Source organism: Niastella sp. OAS944, from assembly GCA_024809215.1.
Classification (GTDB): Bacteria; Bacteroidota; Bacteroidia; order Chitinophagales; family Chitinophagaceae; genus Niastella.
This window is the reverse complement of the sequence record JANUBW010000002.1, coordinates 507,162-528,908: the sequence shown is the minus strand read 5'-3', so window position 1 is coordinate 528,908 and position 21,747 is coordinate 507,162. Positions and strand designations below refer to the sequence as shown.

At 44.0% G+C, this 21,747-nt stretch carries 18 protein-coding genes; 6 read left to right on the top strand and 12 right to left on the bottom strand.

Annotation, left to right across the window (positions count from 1 at the left end):
- Nucleotides 1-7: 7 nt before the first annotated feature.
- The 4 genes from GGD38_RS12715 to GGD38_RS12700 all read right to left on the bottom strand — a co-directional run bounded on the left by GGD38_RS12715 (nt 8) and on the right by GGD38_RS12700 (nt 5,259).
- Nucleotides 8-403: a response regulator gene (locus tag GGD38_RS12715; protein WP_375300463.1), complete on the bottom strand. Its 396-nt coding sequence runs from the start codon at nt 401-403 to the stop codon at nt 8-10.
- Between the two features lie 327 nt (nt 404-730).
- Nucleotides 731-1,360 (bottom strand): response regulator, encoded by a 630-nt coding sequence (locus tag GGD38_RS12710; RefSeq protein ID WP_375300464.1) that lies wholly within the window; start codon nt 1,358-1,360, stop codon nt 731-733.
- Nucleotides 1,357-3,198: a PAS domain S-box protein gene (locus GGD38_RS12705; protein WP_375300465.1), complete on the bottom strand. Its 1,842-nt coding sequence runs from the start codon at nt 3,196-3,198 to the stop codon at nt 1,357-1,359. The genes GGD38_RS12710 and GGD38_RS12705 overlap by 4 nt, the downstream gene beginning before the upstream one ends.
- Nucleotides 3,199-3,405: 207 nt before the next feature.
- Entirely contained in the window at nt 3,406-5,259 is a 1,854-nt protein-coding gene (locus GGD38_RS12700) for a PQQ-binding-like beta-propeller repeat protein (protein ID WP_375300466.1), read from the bottom strand.
- Nucleotides 5,260-5,471: 212 nt separating this feature from the next.
- On the opposite strand from GGD38_RS12700, the gene GGD38_RS12695 reads away from it, so the two are divergent.
- On the top strand, nt 5,472-5,840 hold the full coding sequence (locus tag GGD38_RS12695; protein ID WP_375300467.1) for a winged helix-turn-helix domain-containing protein: 369 nt from the start codon (nt 5,472-5,474) through the stop codon (nt 5,838-5,840).
- Nucleotides 5,841-6,080: 240 nt separating this feature from the next.
- Here the strand turns inward: GGD38_RS12695 and GGD38_RS12690 are convergent, their stop codons facing one another.
- From GGD38_RS12690 to GGD38_RS12660, 7 genes are all read right to left on the bottom strand, one after another.
- The gene (locus GGD38_RS12690; protein WP_375300468.1) at nt 6,081-7,076 is read right to left on the bottom strand and encodes a metallophosphoesterase; all 996 of its coding nucleotides are present in this window, start codon (nt 7,074-7,076) and stop codon (nt 6,081-6,083) included.
- A 226-nt stretch (nt 7,077-7,302) separates the two neighbouring features.
- The gene (locus GGD38_RS12685; protein ID WP_375300469.1) at nt 7,303-8,001 is read right to left on the bottom strand and encodes a GNAT family N-acetyltransferase; all 699 of its coding nucleotides are present in this window, start codon (nt 7,999-8,001) and stop codon (nt 7,303-7,305) included.
- A gap of 180 nt (nt 8,002-8,181) precedes the next feature.
- Nucleotides 8,182-8,763, bottom strand: a complete 582-nt coding sequence (locus tag GGD38_RS12680; protein ID WP_375300470.1) for a PhnA domain-containing protein — start codon at nt 8,761-8,763, stop codon at nt 8,182-8,184.
- Nucleotides 8,764-8,802: 39 nt separating this feature from the next.
- Nucleotides 8,803-9,375: a hypothetical protein gene (locus GGD38_RS12675; RefSeq protein WP_375300471.1), complete on the bottom strand. Its 573-nt coding sequence runs from the start codon at nt 9,373-9,375 to the stop codon at nt 8,803-8,805.
- Between the two features lie 25 nt (nt 9,376-9,400).
- Complete coding sequence (locus GGD38_RS12670) at nt 9,401-10,003, bottom strand: hypothetical protein (protein ID WP_375300472.1); 603 nt, start codon at nt 10,001-10,003, stop codon at nt 9,401-9,403.
- A 42-nt stretch (nt 10,004-10,045) separates the two neighbouring features.
- Entirely contained in the window at nt 10,046-11,533 is a 1,488-nt protein-coding gene (locus GGD38_RS12665; protein WP_375300473.1) for an NAD(P)H-hydrate dehydratase, read from the bottom strand.
- 12 nt (nt 11,534-11,545) lie between these two features.
- Nucleotides 11,546-12,835: a serine hydrolase domain-containing protein gene (locus tag GGD38_RS12660; protein WP_375300474.1), complete on the bottom strand. Its 1,290-nt coding sequence runs from the start codon at nt 12,833-12,835 to the stop codon at nt 11,546-11,548.
- A 157-nt stretch (nt 12,836-12,992) separates the two neighbouring features.
- On the opposite strand from GGD38_RS12660, the gene serA reads away from it, so the two are divergent.
- From serA to GGD38_RS12640, 4 genes are all read left to right on the top strand, one after another.
- Nucleotides 12,993-14,231 carry a phosphoglycerate dehydrogenase gene (gene serA / locus GGD38_RS12655; RefSeq protein WP_375300475.1) on the top strand — a complete coding sequence of 413 codons (1,239 nt, stop codon included), beginning with the start codon at nt 12,993-12,995 and terminating at the stop codon, nt 14,229-14,231.
- Between the two features lie 141 nt (nt 14,232-14,372).
- Nucleotides 14,373-15,839: a PQQ-binding-like beta-propeller repeat protein gene (locus GGD38_RS12650; RefSeq protein ID WP_375303828.1), complete on the top strand. Its 1,467-nt coding sequence runs from the start codon at nt 14,373-14,375 to the stop codon at nt 15,837-15,839.
- 341 nt (nt 15,840-16,180) lie between these two features.
- The gene (locus GGD38_RS12645) at nt 16,181-16,597 is read left to right on the top strand and encodes a DoxX family protein (protein ID WP_375300478.1); all 417 of its coding nucleotides are present in this window, start codon (nt 16,181-16,183) and stop codon (nt 16,595-16,597) included.
- Between the two features lie 66 nt (nt 16,598-16,663).
- A complete protein-coding gene (locus tag GGD38_RS12640; protein ID WP_375300479.1) occupies nt 16,664-17,164 on the top strand; it encodes a DinB family protein in 501 nt (166 codons plus the stop codon).
- 138 nt (nt 17,165-17,302) lie between these two features.
- On the opposite strand, the gene GGD38_RS12635 is transcribed toward GGD38_RS12640, so the two are convergent.
- Nucleotides 17,303-19,975: a DUF5916 domain-containing protein gene (locus GGD38_RS12635; RefSeq protein WP_375300480.1), complete on the bottom strand. Its 2,673-nt coding sequence runs from the start codon at nt 19,973-19,975 to the stop codon at nt 17,303-17,305.
- 323 nt (nt 19,976-20,298) lie between these two features.
- Between GGD38_RS12635 and GGD38_RS12630 the strand changes: the two genes are divergently transcribed.
- On the top strand, nt 20,299-21,414 hold the full coding sequence (locus GGD38_RS12630) for a Gfo/Idh/MocA family protein (protein ID WP_375300481.1): 1,116 nt from the start codon (nt 20,299-20,301) through the stop codon (nt 21,412-21,414).
- Nucleotides 21,415-21,747 lie beyond the last annotated feature (333 nt).

Below are 21,747 nucleotides of genomic sequence, written 5' to 3'. Positions count from 1 at the left end.
AGCTATTTTACTTTTGTTTTACAAGGCTTTCCAGGGCCTCGTCTGTTATGCCTGTAATAGAGTCAAACCCCATAGACTTCTCTACATAGTAATCAGCTCCAAGGCGCATGCATGTTTCGTAATATTCCCCAGGGTCGTTATTTGTAAGCATGGCAATCTTTACATGCCGGTTCTTTTCCCTGACCTTCATCAGTAAATCAATGCCTGTCCTGTCGGGCAGATTGATGTCAAGGAAAATAAGGTGTGGCGTCTTTAGGGCGAACATCGTTAAACCATCTTCATAGCAACCCGCTGTTGCAATAGAGAGGCTGTCGTTATAACGTTCAGTTAGCAGTGTTTTGATACGATGAATGAATAAGGCCGAATCGTCAATTAAGAGGATACAGAGATTGCTGCTGTTCATTCATGCCTGTTTGTTTGGAATGCAAAGGTGCATCAATGTTGGTCCCTGGCAAATAGGGGCAGTTGTTGTTTTTGTGTCATGGTGACAATTACTGTTTGTAGTTGTTGGTACTACAATTGTTAATGTGATAATTTGCTAATGTGATAATGTGATAATGAAAAGGCAAATACAGTTAAGCTTCGCTTCGCTCGCCGTTGGCATTATTACTGGCAATGCCAACGGCATATTTTTGCTTCGCTGCGCTCCGCCTTTCAACAAATAAACAAGCCTTCCGGTATACCGAAAGGCCTGCTTTGTATTTTCCTCGTCAACTCGTTAACCAGTTAACTAAATAAGCTTATTCTCAATCGCATACACCGTTAATTCGGCATTATTCCCCATCCCCATTTTCTCCAGTATACGCGAGCGATAAGTACTAATAGTGTTTACGCTCAATGATAATGAGGCGGCTATTTCGGAAACGGTTTTGCCCGAAGCTATACGCTTTAGCACATCAAACTCGCGCTCCGACAGCTTTTCGTGCGGTAATTGGTTGGGGTCATCGCCAAAAGCTGCGGCCAGTTTTTCGGCCCCTTCGGCGCTGATATATTTTTTTCCCTGCAGCAATTGCCTTACAGCCTTTAACAGCTCATCGGGATGGCTTTCTTTGTTAAGATAGCCTGAGGCGCCGGCTTTTAATGCCCGTACCACATACTGGTCTTCGGGATGAACGCTCAATATAAGCACCGGTGTTGCCGGCAATATCTTTTTCAGTTGTTTTAGGGTTTCTAAAATATTGCGGCCAGGCATGGAGATGTCTGAAATAATAAGGTCCCATTTCTGTACCACGGCTTCTTTAATAAGGGCAGATGAATCGGTTACTTCGCTTACTTCTGAGCCGGGGAATTCTTCCCGCAATAAAGTGCTAAGGCCTTTACGGATAAGGCTGTGATCGTCGGCTATTAAAAATTTTGTCACTGTTGGCTAATTTCCTGGTTAGTGATTAGTATTGGAATGGATATTTGAATATAAGTTCCCGCACCGGGTTTGCTTTGTATTTGGAAATCCCCATCGATCATCAATGCCCTTTCCTGCATGCCCTTCAACCCAAGTGTTTTTCTGTGGGCCATATCTTCCATGCGAAATCCTTTGCCGTTATCACGGATCTCCAAAACAAACCTCGAATCTTCCTGCGACAGAACAGCATCTACCAGCGTAGCGCCGGCATGGCGCGCGATATTGGTAAGCGCTTCCTGATAAATACGGAACAGGGAATTGGATTGTTTGGTAGTGAATTGTGGTTCGTTCAACAGGCTTTCAAATACGCATTTGATGCCGAAGTTCTTTTCAAATTCGCGGCTTTGCCATTCCAGCGCACTAACCAATCCCAGGTTGTCGAGGATGCTGGGCCTGAGCTGGGTGGCAATTTTGCGTACCGATCGCATGGTGTCGGCCAGCAACTGATCGGCCTGTTTCATGTTCTCGATCATTTCTTTTTCGTCGGGGTGTAATTTTTTGCTCATTTGTAACAGGTCGAGTTTTAACAGCGTTAATTGCTGTCCTAACTCATCATGTATTTCGCGTGAAATATGTTTTCTTTCTTCTTCCCTTATGTTTTCGAGGTAAGAAGAAAGCTCTCTTAATTGCTGGTGCGATTGTTTCAGTTCCAGTTCGGCTTTTACCTTGCCCGAAATATCGTTGGCCACCACATACACATTATTATTGCCAATGGACACAAAAAACTCAATGACCTTTTTTGACGCGTCCTTACAGGTTACCTCAAACTGGCTAACAAACGTTATTCTGTTTCGGGACGGGTGTTGTTTCGCTTGTTCGCGATGGGCTATTACTTCGTTGCGGTAGTTTGCATCGGGATAAGCTTTTGTAAGCCAATCCTCCTGGGTGGGAATATCTTCTTTGGTATAACCAAAGGTTTCGTTAAAGGCGTTGTTCAGGAACCGGGTGTCGCCATTGTCGCTAAATACACAAATGGGAATTGGTAATTGTTCGGAAATGTTCCGGAATTTTTCTTCGCTTTCCCGCAAGGCCCTTGTAATGCAATTCCGTTCGGTAACATCGTTAAAGGTAATATAGCAGAGGTTATTAGCTGTAGAAAAAGACATTTCAATGTCCTTTGTACTGCCGTCTTTGCAATAGAGGGTGATCTCTAAAGGGCAGGATTCCGGCTTTTCCCCGGTCTGCACTTTTATCAACTCACTACGCCATATTTTCTGCATCTGCAGGAAATAGCCATCGTCGCGGTAGGCAACTTTTCGCCAATGGTCCATATCGGGCATGTCCTCAATGGTATAACCAAACCATTCGGTAAACTTGGGATTGATAAAAACAAATCGTTTGGGTTCCCGTATCTCATACACGGCAATGGGCGTGGTTATCTTTTCCAAAATGCGTTTGAACTTATTTTTTGCCGCCAGTACCATTTGCTCGGCCTGCTTTTTCTCTATAAGTTCATCGCCGGCTGCTTGTTTTTTATATATAACCAGTACAAGCGGTTGTTTTCGCATATGCCAAACCGAACAGGTATATGAAGCCGGTGGTAATTTTTTTGAACAGAGCTCAAGATGTATAAGGGAATCCCGATGTATATTTTTTTTTGTAATGGCCGTTTTGTATACCATTTTGGAGGCCGGGGTAAGAAATTGTTGGATCTTTTTGCCTACACACCGCTTTCCGGCCACTCCATGCAGCCTGGCTTGTGTTGGCCAGATGGCATTTATAATTCCTGTTCGCTTTTCTATCGATACTAAAATGACATCGCCGGCATAGGTGTTGGTAGCAAGCATACTTTTTTCCAAACGGAAATAGTTTTAAGTATGTATTAAGGGTTTGGATCATAAGATAAGGCATTTCTATATAAAACAATTGGTAAAACGGTTATTTTTTAACCATATACCCGATTAGTCGATGCTCCTGACCGGTGCATCACCGGTTGCGGGATGACAAGTGTTATAATAAAAAAGCTGCTCCATTGTTGGAGCAGCCTGGAAATATTTCGCCAGAAATTATTTAGACGCGTTCAGATCATATGACTGTACAAATTTATCTTTTATAACTACGTACAGTTTGTTCTCTGCTTCGTCAACAATATAGGCAGGGTCTTTATCGCCAAATGGTATTTTCACTACGTCTTTTCCTGAATCTTTGTCAACTTTTACCAATCCATTCACGCCATCTTCAAATTTGGTGAGAATGTAAATGGCATCTTTGGTTGCTTTGGTTGCATTAAAGCGTTGTTTGGCCACGGCGAACAACAGATCGGCGCCAGTGCCTGCGGCCGCTCCTGATTTATAGGTAGAGGTGCTTTTGTCAACATAGATCTCGTTAACAGGTTGGCCCTTGGCATCTGTGGCGGGGCGCATGCGAAGAGATTGCACGGTTTTAACTCCTGTATAAACATAGGCGGCAACGGCAGCGCCTTTCATCAACGCACGTGTGCCTTTGCTTAAGCCGGCTTCTTTGTAATTGTGGTTAAAAATTACTTTGCCATCAAAATCAACCAGCGAAGTATTTTGTAAAGAGTTAATGAAATAACCGTTCTTTCTTACTTCAATAGTAGCAAGTTCTTTGTCCTCGTCGTAGTCTTTCAACGGAAGCGCTTCTGTCAATACGGTCATGGTGCCATCGCTCAGGCTGAACGCATTCAGTTTATCGTCTGAATAAACCAGCAGACGGTTTTTTTCATTATCGAATCCAAAGGCAGGGCGTTTGCGGATCTTGATATCCCTTTTCCACAGCTCTTTACCTTTTTCATATTCTACCAGGTTGGCCCTTGAATCGGTAAAATATAAAATACCTTTTTCGGTGGGCTCAATGATGGCGGCCGGACTGCTCAATTCAAACTTCCAAACCTTTTTACCTTCATTGTTAACCAGGTAAAACTTGGTTTCTTTTTCTTCATTGTTAATGGCCAGAATACCATGGGCCGTTAAACGAATATCGTTGATGTTATCCAGTGAGCTTTCTTTTTTCCAGCGCAGCTCACCGGTTACTGCATCGATGATGTTCACTCCTTCAGAATGTTTCAGAATGTAGCTTTTTTCATCATAAGGGGCCAGGCCATTACATTTACCATTCAGCTTTAACAGCTTTTCGCCATAAGCACTAACGCCGCTTTCTGTTTTCAACAGGTCGATGCGGTTTTCGTATGATACGAAAACGCTCGATCTGTCGTAAGTAAGCAGGGCGTCTTCAATTTTCTCTTTGAATTCTTTTCTCCAAACTTCAGCGCCGTCATTACTGTTAAGGCAAGTCACGATTTCCTTGTCAATGATGATCAGGTTGCCATTTTTATCGACCATTGGCGGAACGGTAAAAATGCTTTTTGTGTTTAACAACGCGCGCAAGCCTGTTTTGGCGGCGCCAATGTCTTTCGACCATCTTTCTTTTCCGGTACCAAAATCGAGCAGGGCAATAAAGCTGCGTTTGTTACGGGTGCCTTCAATGAGCAATGCGCCCAGGTCGTATAAAGGTCTTTTACCAGAGATCTTCATGTCGGCTTCGTTGCTGTTGAAAACGATCTTACCACTTTCAGCTTCGATGATGCTGGTTTGCGGTTTACCAAAACCCAGCGTTTTGGCCGTTTCAACCATGAAATAAGGCGTGCCTTCAATGTTCTCGAACTTGTTTTCACTGGCGCTTCCCAGTTCTTTAATTTCCCAATTGATCTTTTTAGTTTTGGGATCGATGCCCACCAGGGCCTGGTCTGTTGCAGCTACCAGCGAACCGGTGTTTGTTTGCTGCATCCAGTTTACTTTTGTAAAAGTGGTTCCAATTTGAAATTCAAACTCAGGCTGTACCTGGGCAAATGATAAAACAGAGAGACTTAGAAATAGGGCTGTCGTACAAATGGACTTCATATTCGGTATTGGTTTGTGAAATAAGTGGCCGAAAAATAGAAAGAATAAAATGATGTATCAAGTGATGAATGTCAAAGTATTATTAATAACCATTCACCATTAGTATAACTACGTATACACGTTAGTGATAAATGTGATTTGTAAAGATGACACGTAAGGTATTAGTTATATATGTTAGTGGTAAACTCCGTTGAAATAATTATTATTGCAATATGAAAAAGCAAATGAAGGACATATTGACAAAAGGCGAGTTCAGGGTAAATGGCAGCTTATGGCTGGAAGGTAATGGTACCCGCTTTTTTGGTCCTGGTCCTGTTGAGTTATTACAATTAATTGAAGAAACGGGCTCTATAAATCAGGCTGCAAAAAAAATGGGTATGTCGTATAAGAAAGCCTGGGAAATTGTGAACCGCCTTAATGAAAAGGTTGGCAGCCCCCTGGTGATCACTGCTACCGGTGGCGAAAAGGGTGGGGGATCAACTATCTCTGAAGAAGCGAAGCAGATGGTTCTTTGGTATGTTTCGTTGCGTGAAAGGTTCCGAAAGTTTATAGAACATGAAACGGAGAAATTGACTGGTTAACTTTTTTGTTCAGTTCTCAGTTCTTAGTTCTCAGTTTTTAGTTCTTAGTTTTGGGGTTTAAGTTGCAGGTTATTGAGTTATTCAGTTGCTTCAGGCATCGCTGCGCTCGCCATCAGCTTTTTTCCCTTGGCTTGAGCCAATGTGATTTTTCGGCTACGCTTCGCTATTGGTCCTATTGCGGTGCCTGTATTACCTTTATCAACTTCATCAACTTATCAACTCCCTCGTCAACTCGTCAACTTATTTAATGATCAATTGCGACTTAATGATCTGGTCTTTGTAGTTTATAAATTGAACCAACATATTATCCCGTGTCATGGAGATGGCGGCAAAACCCTGTTCTGAAGAGATCCAGCGGCTGCCGGTTGGTTTTATAGCTGCTGGCCGGCCTTCGGAACCTGCGCCTGAGATAATGTAATGTGTTTTGCCTTCGGGTTTGTAATACTCCTGGTGATGTTCGTGGCCACAGATATAAACATCTACATTATATTTTTTAAACAATGGTTCAAGCAGGCCCTGCATATTCTTTGTATCCTGGAAGGTATTACGCCAGCCACCGGTATATACGGGGTGATGGCCTACCACTATTTTCCATTTAACAGAGTTGTCGTTTAAAATACTTTCAAGCCAGGCGATCTGTGCCTCTGCACCACCGGCCGGATATTTTATAGAGTCTGGTTTATTACCACGCATTTTCTTTTCAAGCGGGTCGGTATCTATAAAGGCAAAAAGCACCCCTTGTGAAGTATCGCCATTGATAAAGAACTTTTTTGAATGATAACGGGCGGGCAGCGTCCAGCGGGAGCTGATATTGCTGTATTGTACCTGTGCCTCGGGGTTTGAAATATAATCGTGATTGCCCAGCACCGGGTACCATTTAACATGAAGCGACTGTGCGCGGTAGATGGATTCAAACGAGCTGATCCAATGATAATCCTGGGTGCTGTTTACGCCATAAGGATAAAAATTATCGCCGGTTGCAATAACAAAAGTTGCATTGAGGTCATGTGCCGCCTTGCCCATACCGGCTGCTACTTCTTTTTGATAGTTCTCACCATTGCGTCCCCAGTCGCCAAATACGATATAATTAAGGGCGTTGGGTGTGATCTTAATACCATTAATAGAACCGCCACGATATCCCAGATCATCTACCACCGGCGCTTTTAGCTGCGCATTTGAAATAAAAGGGATGGTCAACAACGATAATAAAAACAGTATAGATGTTCTTGATGCCATAGCATTGGTTTTTAAAGCGGTGCAAGTTACTTTTTGGAGTGTATGAAAGTACGAAGAAACAATTTGATAATCTGCGTAAAACGTGAAACGTAAAACGTGAAACGTGAAACGGCAATCGGCCGCTCAATTTCGAGGCTCGGGTTTTGTCGGCAATCGCCTATAAGTTTCGGGTGGTGCAAGGCGCGTATTAATCTCAAAGTGGGTGAACCGTTTCACGTTTGCCGTCTCACGTTTTACGATTCTGCAACTGCCAGAAAGAGATCGTTCTTCTTCTAACAAACCCCATGTATTCATACAAACCAATGGCTCGTTCGTTGGTTTCAATTACATGCAGGAAGGGCGTAAGGCCAGCAGCGAGGTTGTATTTGCAAAGACCCCATATTAATTGTTGTGCATATTTACGCCCGGTATATTCAGGATCGGTACAAATAGCGCTTAGTTCAGTTAAGCCATCGAGCCGCATACGTGTGCCGGCAATGGCTACCAACTTACGGTCCTGTCTTATGCCTAAATAAAGACCCAACTGATACGTGTCTGGTTCGTAATAGCCAGGCTGCACGCTGTTGATGAGGTCATATATTTCATCTTTATGATCTGCCGTAAGTGGTTGAAGGGGCAAAACATTCTTTAAATCGGGAAGCGGCTTCTGCAGCACCATTTGTGCGCAGGGCAATTCTTTTAATACTGTAAAACTGGAAGGCAGCGGTGGAAGCTCGCCAATGAGGTAAAAGATCTCACCCGGTGCAAGCATAGTAGTCAGTGAACCAATTTCTTTTTCATGGCCGGGCTCACATGCTGCAAAAGGAAGTATGCCGCGCCGGTACCGTTTAACATGTGCGGTACCGGTAGCAAAGTTTTGCTGAACGCTGGTCAATGCGTTCCAGGCTGGTTGATCTAGTTTAGCTATTTGGTTGTTATCGAGCATTAGACAATTTAATAAACAGGAGTCAATCGGCAATCGGCAATAAATTTCCGGCGGCGCAAGATCCAGTAATTATTCTCAAAGCGCGGTAGCTGTATTTCCTTTATCAACTTTATCACCTCTATCAACATATCAACTATTACTCAAGCTGCCGCACCTAGAACAACCTTGTTAACTCGTCAACTAACCCTGTCTTCTCACATACTTCGTTAAGATAACAATCACCTGCCCCTCAATTCTCCCTTCAATCTGCTCGGTATTATCCTCAACCAACCTTATATTTCTTACAACAGTGCCCATTTTAGCGTTGAGCGTAGAGCCTTTTACATCGAGGCTTTTGGTAAGAACAACTGTATCGCCATTATGCAATTGATGGCCATTACTGTCTTTGTGCAATTCAACGGCGGCGTCGTTCTCATGGTCGCCACTGGCTTTTGCCCAGGCAAGGCGTTCATCATCGAGGTACATCATATCGAGGTTATCGCTGGCCCAGCTTTCCTGTTTCAAGCGGTTCAGCATTCGCCATGAAACTACCTGTATACCGGGAACCTCGCTCCACATGGTTTCTGATAACAAGCTCCAGTGCTTTGCATCGAGCTCCGCTTTTTTATCGATCTGTGTACGGCAGGTATCGCAAATAAAAATACTGTCGCTGGCATCACCATAAGGTTGCGGCGCTACCTCGTATATTTTCAATGCATCTGTAGATTTACATAACTCACACTGATTGCCGCTGCGTTGCTTTAATTGTTCTTCGAGTTTCATATTGGGATTGTAAAAATGGCGGCGAAGGTAACATTTTTTTTATGATGCCATTTCTTCCGCCAGGCGGCGTTTGTTTTCTCTTCTGATCTTTACCAGGCCCATACAACTTATAATTGCCCAAAACAGCGGTGTAATTATAGTTACATTCAGCATAAATGCTATTAAAATGGTACTGAATATGCCTTCTCTTGAAAAATCCTGCCTGGTAAATAATGGAACATACACTAAAAACAGCAACGCCTGCCAAACCACATCGGTAATACTCAATACGGCAATTACAATCCATACAGCTTTAAGAACATGGGTGTTTCCGCCTTTCCATAATTTAATAGCAGAGATAATATAAAAGAGGACCAGGATAGCCGAAATCGTTAGCATCAATGTTTTGGGAAGCATTGAAAGGATCCCGTCTGGTAATACGTGCGGTAAGAAATACAACCGCATTTTTAACACCGGTAAAAAGATGATAACGGTAAAAACAATAAGTGTTATAACCGTTACCTTGTTCAGCCACCGCAGCCCCGGGCGCTTAACAGCATTATAGAAAACAATGAATGCAACTAAGATCAGTACTGCGTATGGTATTAGCAGGTAAAAACTGAGTAATTCCATTGTAAGGAACAGGTTTGATTAGTTCCTACAATGATACGATTTTACTATAAGACGGATAAGTATGTACTACCTGGCGGAGTTTTTCCCTTCTGATCTTTACCAGGCTTAAAGCGCTTATGAGTACCCAGCAGGCAGGGTAGATCATATTGGTTAGGTAATTCCTGGGGTTAATAGTATGTTCTAAAATGAGCTTTATATGGGTTGGATTATCGGCGGCAAGTTCAGGAACTTTATAGTTTATATACAGATAGGCATTCCACAAAACTTCCGCAACATTTAGCACTACAATTGCCACCCATACCGCGGTTAGCCAGGAAGTTTGCTTTTCTTTATTGATACTGATAATGGCAAAGATCAATACGGCAGCCAGGCAAATGAGTTTTACGATCCGGTTTTTTGCATCGTAACTGATATCGATAATACCTGTGGGAATTAACCTGGTGTCGCTGATGTATTTAATAAAATATAATGCGATCAGAACAACAAGTGCGCTAAGCATGATGACGGTGAAGCGTTTTAGTTTTTTCAAACCAAAAAATATGATGGCCCGGGAGTAGAAGATAACAAAGGCCAGAAATGCTACAATAAAGGGTAGCAATATGAAAAAATTAGTCGGTAATAGTTTCATATGATAACGGATAAGTGTATAAACTTAAAATCCGTCATTTTATTATATAGATTGATATGCCTGACCCAGAAAATCAATTAAATCTGTGGCAATTAGGGAAAATTGAGAGGAATAAGCCGCTGCAAGGTCGCCCGACCGGCCGTGCAGGAACACCCCGGCAATAGCTGCATGTAAGGGTGGATGCTTTTGCGCCAATAAGCCGGCGATAATACCAGTTAGTACATCGCCGGTGCCGCCGGTGGCCATGCCGGGGTTGCCCGAACTGTTAAAATATCCTTTGCCATCGGGGGCCGCAATAAATGTATAACGACCCTTTAACACCAGGTATAAATTATGCTCTGCCGCTTTTTGCAGGGCAGTTTGTATTCGTTCGTAATCGTTGGCGGTTTTGCCAAACAGCCGCTCAAATTCTTTGGGGTGTGGGGTGAGAATAGATTGTGGCGGCACCTTTTTCAACAACATTTTATCCCCGGCTAAAGTGTTTAGCCCATCTGCATCAATGACCATTGGGCGGCGGTTCTGTTCAAAAACCGATTGTAAAAGATTACTGTTGCCTGCATGTGAACCCAGTCCGGGCCCAATGGCAATGGTGTCGTATTTGTCCATTTCCTGCGCCGGATGCGTTTCTTCGCCCGTTTTGCACATGGCTTCGGGAACGGAGGTCTGCATAATGGTGTATCCCGATGCCGGAATATGGCAGGTGAGTTTACCAACGCCGCTGCGTAAACAGGCGCGGGCGCATAGAACGGCCGCCCCCATCATTCCATAGCTGCCGGCAACAATGGCGGCATGGCCATAATCGCCTTTATGCGAAAATGGTTTGCGGGGCGTAATTATGTGGCCCACCATCGCCTGGTCAACAAGTTCAAAGGGAGAATCCTGTATTTTAAGGAAACCAGGGTGTAAGCCTATATCGAGCAAATGCACCTGGCCAATGTGTTCGGCATTTTCGGGCATCAAAAAAGCCGGTTTAAAACATTGAAAGCTAAGGGTGTTTTGCGCTTTAACTACAATATTGCCCCGGGCGCTGTGATCAACGAATAAACCGCTGGGGATGTCGATGGCAATCACTTCATTGCCGCTATTATTAATATGTTTTATAAGGCTGGCGGTAAGTCCGTCGGCCGGGCGGTTAATGCCCGAACCAAGCAGGGCGTCAATTACGACAGCTTTGGCGGGAATGGAATGGAGATTTTCTTCTGACGAAATAAACCGGATATCGGTATTGGTTTCGTGTAACCGGGCCAGGTTAATTTGAAAATCTTCTGTGCCCTTGTGGCCAAATTCAAGAATGTGTACCGTAACCTTATGATTGCTTTGGGCCAGCAGGCGTGCTATTACCAGGCCATCGCCACCATTATTACCTTTTCCGCAATAAATGGCAAAGCTGTGGTCTTTGTAATTGTTCTGTAAAAGCCATTCGTAGCAGGCCGTGGCGGCGCGCTCCATAAGGTCAACAGACGTAATGGGTTCGTGACGAATGGTGTATTCGTCCCAGGCTCTGATCTGTTCAGTAGCAAAAATTTGCATCCGGAAAATTAATTACTTTTTGGCAGTACCGCGGCGATGGGTGCTTTTCTTTCTTGCCGTAGCATGAGACTTGCGTTTTGCCTTTGGCTTTTCGGCAGCCGCTGCCTGCTGCGGAGCGGCGGTTGGGTCGTCGTCCTCATAGCGGTTATTGTTCTGCAAATAATCACCAAAGATGTCGGCCAGTTCCTTTACTTTATAAACGTAGCGGCAGTCGTTGTTACAAAGTGCGATGATGGTGGCGTTTTCGTCGTTCATGCGGTAGAACGAGGTGCGGTTGCCATGCCACCAGCCATTGTGGTACACCAGCTTTTTACCATTATTAAGCAGGTACATACGCCAGCCAAGCCCATAATTGTGAGTACCTGGTTTTTCAAAACTATAACCGGCATAAGCCTGTTCTAAAGTAGACTTTTTAAAGAAGTGCTCGTTTTTCAACGCCTGGTCCCATTTCAACAGGTCGCGCACGGTGCTGTACACGTTCTTGTCGCCATACACCGCATCGAGGAATTCGAACCTGTATTCTCTATTATTATAGTAGAAAGAAGGCATATAGCGGGCCGAGTCGGCGAGGGTGAACACATATGTATCTTTCATGCCCAGCGGATCGAAAAATGTTCTTTTCAGAAAATCGGGGTAAGTGGTGCCGCTCACTTTTTCAATAATGAGGGCCAGTAGCGCGTAGTTTGTATTGGAATAGCTGAAGCCGGTATTAGGCCGGGCGATAGGTATTTTTTTGTAGTTGGCAATAAGGAAATCAAGTACATCCTGGTTTGAGATCATCTTATGTTTATCCCAACCCATTTCGCCCATATAGTGATCGTACTTGGGAATACCACTGCGGTGGTTGAGCAAAAGCCGTACAGTTACGCCTTCCAGCGGAAAACCTGGTAAATATTTTGAAACGGGATCGTCGATATTAAGCTTGCTTTCTTCCCACAATTTCATGGTGGCCATGCCGGTAAATGTCTTTGATACAGAGGCCAGATGGAAAGGGGTGGAAGGAGTGATGGAGTCGCGCTGGGTGCGGGGATCAACAAATCCTTTGTATTCTTCAAAAACGATTTGTCCATTTTTTGCCACTAGTACACTGCCATTAAAGCGGCTTCTGCCCAGTGTAGAATCGAGATGGTTTTGCACCATTCGCTTGTAATAGTTCAACTCATCGGAGGTTAAAGGAGTTGCATGGGGCATAGATGAAGTATCACCTTCATTCAATGGGCCTGAAGTTACCTTTTTATTGTTAACGCGTGCACAACTCTCCAAAACCAATAGGGTTAGCAATAATCCGATTATGTTTTTCACCAGGACTGTCTTATTTTTTAGTTTCCGTAATTTGCGAAAATAGTTAAAGTTGGCCAGTTACGGCCCATGTATGCATTTTTCATGCCTAACTTTTTGCAACTATGAGCTATATTTGCAATCTTTTAACTAAGATAACGTAAAAGCAGTAGGATTCATTATGACCGACAAACAAATTACGAGTTATCCCAAGGAAAAGATAAATATTCTTCTACTTGAGAACATCAGTGACACGGCTGTTAAATTCTTTAAAGACAATGGTTACACGTCCGTTAAAAAGATAACGGGGGCATTAAGTGAAGAAGACCTGATCCGTGAAGTGAAGGACGTACATTTGCTGGGTATCCGATCCAAAACGCAGATCACTCCGCGTGTACTGGACGCTGCTAAGAAATTACAGGCAATTGGTTGCTTTTGTATTGGTGTGAACCAGGTTGATCTGAAATATGCTAAACAACAGGGTGTTGCGGTGTTCAATGCACCGTATTCCAATACCCGTTCAGTAGCAGAGTTAGTGATTGGTCTATCGATCCTGTTGATCAGACGCATCGTTGACAAGAATAAGGCCGCTCATGAAGGCGTATGGCTGAAGGATGCAAAAGGCAGTTACGAAATGCGCGGCAAAACGCTGGGTATTGTTGGCTATGGTAACATTGGTACACAGGTAAGCGTTCTGGCCGAAGCGCTGGGCATGCATGTTATCTTCTATGATACCATTACAAAATTACCCTTAGGTAATGCGGTAGCCAAGAAATCGTTGAAAGACCTGGTAAGCCAGGCCGATGTGGTTACATTGCACGTACCTGAGACCGATGCTACCAAGAACCTGATCAATAAGAATATCATCAAACATTTCAAAAAAGGTTCTATACTTATAAACTATGCCCGCGGTGAAGTGGTTGACCTCGATGCACTGGCAAAAGCCCTGCAGGAAGGCGCTATGAGTGGTGCCGCGGTTGACGTATACCCCTGGGAGCCGGAAAAGAACGGTGATAAATTCACTACGCCTTTACAAGGGTTGCCCAACGTGATACTTACTCCACACATTGGTGGTAGTACCGAAGAAGCACAACAGAACATTGGTGAAGATGTGAGCAATAAATTGTTCCAGTACCTCGAAATGGGTGTGAGTATTGGTTCGCACACGGTGCCACCGTTGAGCCTGCCGTTGCATGAAGATGCACACCGCATTTTGCACGTACACCGTAATAAACCAGGTGTGTTGTCGGCTATCAACACTACTTTAGCCAATAACAAGATCAACATCCTTGGCCAGTACCTGAAAACAAATGATGAAATAGGGTATGTGGTGCTTGACCTCGATCGTAAGATCAGTAACACAGCAGTACAGCTGTTGAAAGAGGTGAAGGATACTATAAAGGTGAGATTGTTGTATTAATACAGAATATTGATTAGTTTTGCGTTTGTAAAGGCGCAAAAAATAATTGGAAAAAGGTTATCAGTCATTTTATGATTGGTGGCCTTTTTTTATTGGACAAAGTGTTCGGCCTTTTTTAATTATTTAATTCTATTCATTATCATGAACTTGTTCCGACCCCTGGCAACCCTTGGAAGCATTGTGTGTTTTAGTGTTTTATTATCAATCTGGACTTCCTGTAGCAAAGACGGTAAAGACGAGAACGTACCGCCGGTAATACTTCGTGATTCTGCCAAACTGATCACCTACTTTTCTATTACTAAAGCAGGCGATGTTGCATTGGACCTTAAAGAAGTTGGTGTTGAAATTAAAAGCGACAGTATTCTGGTAGCTGTACCGGCTGGTACCGACCTTACCAAAATGACGCCCGCCATTACTTTTAAAGGCGTGATATTAACGCCTTCAGCAACCGTTGCCCAGGATTTTTCTCAACCGGTAACGTACACCGTTATAGCCGAGGATTCTACCAGCCATAAATATGTGGTGGTTGTAAAAAAACGCCCTATTAGTAATATGGTATTTGTAGGCGGCGGCGGCAATAACAAAAGCTTTTATGCGCTGAATGCCGTAACAGGCGCCAAGATTTGGGAATATACCGGCACTAAGGGCTTTGATTATTCATGCGCTGCTTTTAAAGACAGTATCGTGTATGTAGGCGGCCTTGACAATTATGTATATGCATTTCATGCCCTTACAGGCCAGGTACTTTGGAAGGTATTAACTGGCTCCACCGGTATTGAAGCACCGGTGACTGTTGATGGCAATACGGTTTACGTGGGTTGTAACGACGATATTTTTTATGCACTGGATGCACAAACCGGTAAAGAAAAATGGCGATATAATACCTTCGGCAACATTAGTACCGGCGCAGTAGTGGTAAACGGTACAGTATATTTTGGCTGTTCAGATGGCAGGGTGTATGCATTGAATGCAGAATCAGGAAAATTGAAATGGTTTTATGCCGCCTTTGACATGATCAACGCATCGGGCCCTGCGGTAGTTAACGGTGTAGTTTATTTTGGCAGCCGCGATAAATATTTGTATGCGATAGATGCCAATACCGGCGCTCACCTGTGGTGGTACAATTGCGGTGTGTCACTCGAAATGAGCAGTCCAACCGTAGTAAATGGCGTAGTATATATTGGCGGTTGGTATGATGTCAGCAATTTCAATAAAGCAGGAAGTTTATTTGCCATTAATGCCACTACCGGCGCCCTTGTTTGGGAGAAATTGCCAAATACCGGGTTCTCTTCAAGTCCTGTAGTGTCGAACGGTATGTTATATATATCCGCTGATGGCGGCAACTTTAATGCAATAAATACAACGACCGGCGATGTGGCGTGGAGCAAACGAATACTTCCGAACGGCGCCGATCCTACAGTTGCTGACGGCGTAGTGTTTGTAGGCGGTGGTGGTAATTTCGGTTTCTTTAGAGCATATGATGCTGCTACTGGTGCCGAAAAGTGGAAGTTTGATACAAACAATACGGCGCTTACATTTTCGGGCCCCCTGGTGCTCGATTCATTAGGTAAGGCGCATTATCCGGGCGCATCGGGGATGCAGCAGTGATGAAGTTGACAAGTTAACAGTTGATAGGTTGACAAGGAGTTGAAAAGTTGATACAGTTGAAAGAGGAAATACAGAAAGCAGGTTGACAAGTTAACATGTTGACAGGTTGACAAGGAAATACAAACAGGCCTTTCGGTATACCGGAAGGCCTGTTTATTTGTTGGAACTTTGTAGCGAGTCCCGAAATAAGGAACTATGAACTATAAACTGAGAACTTACAAACTGTATCCGTGTCGCAAACCACCCCTTAAATTGTCCCTTACACACCCCGTTAAAGCTGTTTATTGATGTTAGTTTTGTTTCAACAAACAAACAAATAATCAACGCTTAAATTAATTTTTATGAAAAAGATCAATATTTTCTACTGGGTGTTTACCGGACTATTAGCTTTCTTAATGTTAGGTTCTTCAATACCTGATATTATAAGCCATCCTCTTGCTGTGAAAGGAATGCACGAAGAGCTGGGTTATCCGGTATATATTATTCCGTTCATTGGCGTGGCTAAGTTTTTGGGTGTGGTGGCTATTCTTACCCCCGGATTCCACCGGTTGAAAGAATTTGCCTATGCAGGCTTTTATTTTGATCTCATCGGCGCTACATATTCTATTGCCATGATAGGCAAACCCGACTGGATGTTTAATGTATTGCCTATTGCTTTGCTTACGGCTTCATATGTGTTCTACCAAAAAAGAAAGAAATTGCTGGCTACCAAAGCAGAAAATCAATCTTCTGTAGCTTTTAAAGGAGCAATAGCTTAAATACATTCAGGTGTGCCACATATTGTGGCATGCCTTTTTCTGCAAGTCTGGTAAATATTAAACCATATGAGCCAGACCACCGTTGGTAAAACCTATCTTAAAGAACTGGAAGCCGAAGTAACAGCCACCCGTAAATGTTTAGAACGTATACCGTTGGAGGTGTACAAGTTCAAACCCCACGAAAGCTCCATGGAAATGGGATATCTCACCCTGCTGGTAGCAGATATTCCCCGGTGGATGGCCCTTATTGTTGAACAGGCCGATATTGATTTTGCCACCGATGAAAGGTTCACACCTGCCACCGCCGAGGATGTTGTAAAGCGTTTTGATGAAAATGTACAACGCGCTAAAAAAGCATTATCAAACGTACAGGATGAAACGCTTCAGGAAACATTCTCGCTGAAAAACAGCGGCCAGGTCCTTTACAGTTCGCCCAAGCTATCGCAGTTGGAGCAAACCGTAAATCATATGGTGCACCATCGCGGACAGCTTACCGTTTATATGCGGATGAATAAAATAGCAGTTCCTTCAATATATGGACCATCTGCCGATGAAAGGAATTTTTGATAGTGAGTGGTGAGTGGTGAATGGTGAGTAGTCTCCGAAGTTCCAGGAGTCTGAAAAACTATGGGCATCGCAATTGTTCAGAGATCTAAAAAAATAGCGAGCCAACTCACCACTTACCACTCACCACTTACCACTCACTCATTTCAAAAATCTATAAGTCCATTTCACCAAAAATATATTCCTCGCAGCCTGGTTATCAAATGCGTTATTGAACAAACTCTTTGGTAGGGCTACATCTTTTTCAAGATCGCCATTGGCATCGGGCGTATTGCTTTGCGACCATACCAGGTATAGCTCTGAACCGGGTTTATATTCCCACCGTACTACAAAGTTCGATCTGAATTGAACGAAGTTGAAATCGGGTTTGCTAAAGCTATAATCAATGATGCCATCATTTTGTTCGTCTACCTCATACCTGCCGTTCTTTTCTGTGATCTCGCCATTATTGAATACATGAAAACGATCGTTGAGGTTTTTAGCCATTGGATCTGTTACATAGGCAAAGTGATTATACAGGGGGCGGTTGATGTATGGTTGTCCGTAGTATTGCAAGGTAAGATCAGGTGTTATATTATAGCTCAACCGGCCTACAAACCGTAACGTATGTTGCTTTACTTCACCTACAATGGTACGAAGGGTATTGCCATAAGATACATTGCTTACAAACTGGTCCTGTTTGCGCCATGAGTAACTATAGTTTGCACTCAGGCTGATACGCATAGCATTGATGGGTTGATAGTATAACGTCAATTCCGAGTTGCTGTTTTTCATGGTGCGCTGAAATCCCCAGAAAGTGTTGGTATTAAAGTTTACGTAAAACTTTTTGCGATAATCGCTGGTAACATAAAAGTTATGATTTATACCCGGCAGGCGCTTAATGGCCGCAGCACCGCGTAATGCATTGTTTGAGATCCCAAATACGGCCCAGGTTGCACCGGTGCCGGTTTGCCAGTTGTTGTTGAAGGTAGCGTGCGAATTAAAGTTGAATCCCTGGTAAATGAATTTGCCACTGAAATCCCACCGCGACCAGTGATTGTAATTCAACCGGGCCTGCCTAAAGATGAGGAACGATTTGGGCCAATGAAAACCTGCCCAGGTAAAATGGTTTATTTCATTGGACGTAAGCATAAAGCCAATATCATTAAGTTCTAACTCGGGTGAACGGGTAGTGATGCCCGTTTCGAATTTAAACAGGCGCCCGTGTTTACCCGATTTGCCGCCTTGTTTACCAAAACGGAAGGTAGCGCCTGTGCCCGTAAGAGAAGTACGGTTACTGTCAACCGATACCTCGCTGGCATCAGGACGTTGAAAAAGATGTTCAAAAGAGGTTTGGGTATTGAGGATGGCTGTTTTACTACCCTGTACCTGGCTAAACACTACGTTACCACGTATGTACCAGATCCGGTTCTTCCAGGTATGAAAAAAATCGAGCCCGCCCGAGTAAGCGCTGCGATGCAACAGGTCGTTCAGGCCATTGTCGCGGTTGACGGCGGTAAAAATACCGCCCAAAACAGTTTTACCGCCATTGATATCTTTTTGCAGGCGGCCTACAAAATAGCTGGTGAGTGGTTCTACCAGTTCTTTTCTTTTATCACCGCTATTATCGATGGTGGCCATTTCGCGCTCGGTAATACTTTCCAGTATGCCTATGCTCCAGCCTTTGCGGGTTTTACCGCTGAACTTGGCAGCGCCAAGGATAGAGGTGTTCTGTGGCATTTTCACATACTCGTTGTTTCCCAGCGTGGGGGAGGTGTGTGGTGAGCTGCCTACCCGGCGGCTGTAAAATAGCAGGTCTGAATCGTAGTCGCCACCGGCCTCTGAGCCGGTGAGCTGGTAATCGAAAATGTTGCGGCTTTCCATAAAAAAGGGCCGGCGTTCTTCAAAGAAGTTTTGAAAGCCGTCGATGCGTACCTGCGATGGATCGGCTTCTACCTGACCGAAATCGGGGTTTACCGTAAAGTCGAGAATAAGGTCGTTGGTAACGGCAAATTTACCATCGAGGCCACCGGTTACCCGCGAGTCGAACCCCGTGGCAAAGGGGTTGCCGTTTACCTTTTTATATTTATCGGCCTGTATGGTTACGTAGGGGGCTATTTCTACCTGGCGGTGCAGGGGAATGTTCTTTAAACCGTTCAATTCGCCAAAACGGCTTACCCATACGCCCGAGTTTTGGGGAATATATTGCCAGGTGCTCATTTCGTCCTGGCGAAAAATGCGCCTGGTTACCTGTATGCCCCAGGTTTTATCGGCTTCGTTGCCGTAACGGAGCTGGCTGAACGGAATCTTTACTTCGGCCGTCCAACCGGTTTCACCAATATGGGTTTTGGCAAACCAAATGGGATTCCAGTTCACATCCCAGTTATTACCGTCGTTTGAAACGAATTCATCACCGCGCACGCCCGATACCGATAGTGTGAAGGAAAATGCCGTTCGTTGGTCGTGGTAGCTGTCGATATTTATTTCAACCCAATCGCCGGGGAACTGGTCGCGGCGGTCCATACGTTTAATAATGGAGTCGGGGTACTTATCAATACAATGATAGGCTACGTATAAATATTTTTCGTCGTACAGGATCTTGAATTGGGTAGGTTGGGCCGGCGCCTTGCCTTCATTGGGTTTCCATTGAATGAAGTCGCCCGACCAGGGAACCGAATTCCAGGCTTCTTCGTTTGGGATGCCATCTAATGTTACAGTACCTTGTATATGCTGGGTGGTATAGGATCGTTTTACAACCGTTGTATCGGCGAAATTACTCATGGCGGTTGTGGAAAGTGCAAAACAGATTAGCACAAGCAGTATGCTCCGGTTCATATATCAAGTCTACTAATTCTTATAAATCTTTTCATGTTAAAGTATAACAACGGTGTTTTGTTAAAAAGGGCCGGGGCGCACATTTTGCTGTGGTAGAGGGGAAAGCGCGGCCGGTATAATTGATGAAAAAAACGTATTTTAATGATGAGCGGAAAAGAGCAATTAGCTAATGTGATAATATGCTAATTTGCTAATGCCGAACGGCCCCATTAAAAGCGAAGTTTCCGCTAAAAAGATCTTTTCCTGTATTCAATTATCATATTATCAAATTATCAAATTGAGTTATCTCATTGTTACTTATATTTATTTTAAAACTTGCCGTTATGAGTTCTCGTCGAAACTTTCTACAACAACTGGCTGCCTCGGTAGTTGCATTTCCTTTGATACCTGCCGAAGCCTGCGCACTACATGAAAACACTGATAAAACAACCTATGACGGTGCGCCATTGCGCGTAGCCATTTTAGGACTGGGTAGTTATGGTACCCGCGTGGCCGAAGCCATGAAGGATTGCAAACGGGCCCGGTTAACCGGTGTAGTTAGTGGAACGCCTGCCAAGATCACCAACTGGCAACAGAAATACAGCATTCCCGAAAAGAACTGTTATAATTACGAGAACTTCGATAGTATAAAAGATAATCCCGATATAGATGTGGTATACGTAATAACGCCCAATGCGCTGCATAAGGATTTTGTGATACGGGCCGCAAAAGCGGGTAAGCATGTTATTTGTGAAAAGCCTATGGCGGTAAATGCAAAGGAAGGCCAGGAAATGGTTGACGCCTGTAAGAAAGCGAATGTAAAACTGCTGGTTGGCTATAGAATGCACTTTGAACCTAAAACACTTGAGATCATTCGCATGCGAAAAGATGGTGAGTTGGGTAAGATCACTTTCTTTCAGGGGCTGAGCGGCTTTACGGCCGGCGATCCCAACCAATGGCGATTGAATAAAGCGCTGGCCGGCGGCGGCGCCATGATGGATATTGGCATTTACTCAATTAATGGTGCGCGTTATATGGTTGGCGAAGAGCCGGTGTGGGTTACAGCGCAGGAAACAAAGACCAACCCCGAAAAGTTTAAACCCGGTGTTGATGAAACCATACAGTTTCAGCTGGGTTTTCCGAGTGGGGCAGTTGCTTCGTGCCTCAGTACCTATAACATGAATAACCTCGATCGCTTTTTTCTCGATGGCACCCAGGGCTATGCAGAGCTGTGGCCCTCTACAGGTTATGGCCCCATAAAGGGAAGAACAAACAAAGGCGAACTAACACAGCCGCATATGACACACCAAACAGTACAAATGGATGAAATGGCGGGGATTATATTAGATGGTAAACAACCTGTAGTACCCGTTGATGGCGAAGAAGGGGTACGGGACCTGAAAATAATAGATGCTATTTATAAGGCAGCCAGTACCGGAAAGAAAGTTGAGTTAAAGTAAGAAGATAAATTGCGCGATTTAGGGATTTAGAGATTTTGAGATTTGCCTTAATGCTGCCTCAAAAGAAATCTCAAAATCCCGAAATCTCAAAAATCTCAAAACTGTTTGTACATGCCTGTATCTTTGTTGGTATGAATGTACATCAACAATTTATAAACAGGTGTTTTGAGCTGGCGCAAATGGCCGTTGCAGAAGGAGAAAGTGCTGTAGGCAGCTTCTTACGCAATAAGGCATTATAAAATAAGTGCGGTGGTGTTTACAAAATTATCAGGTGAGTCGGGCGGTACCAGACAGCCTTTTAATGTGCTTACTACAACAGAGCTCGGTTTATGG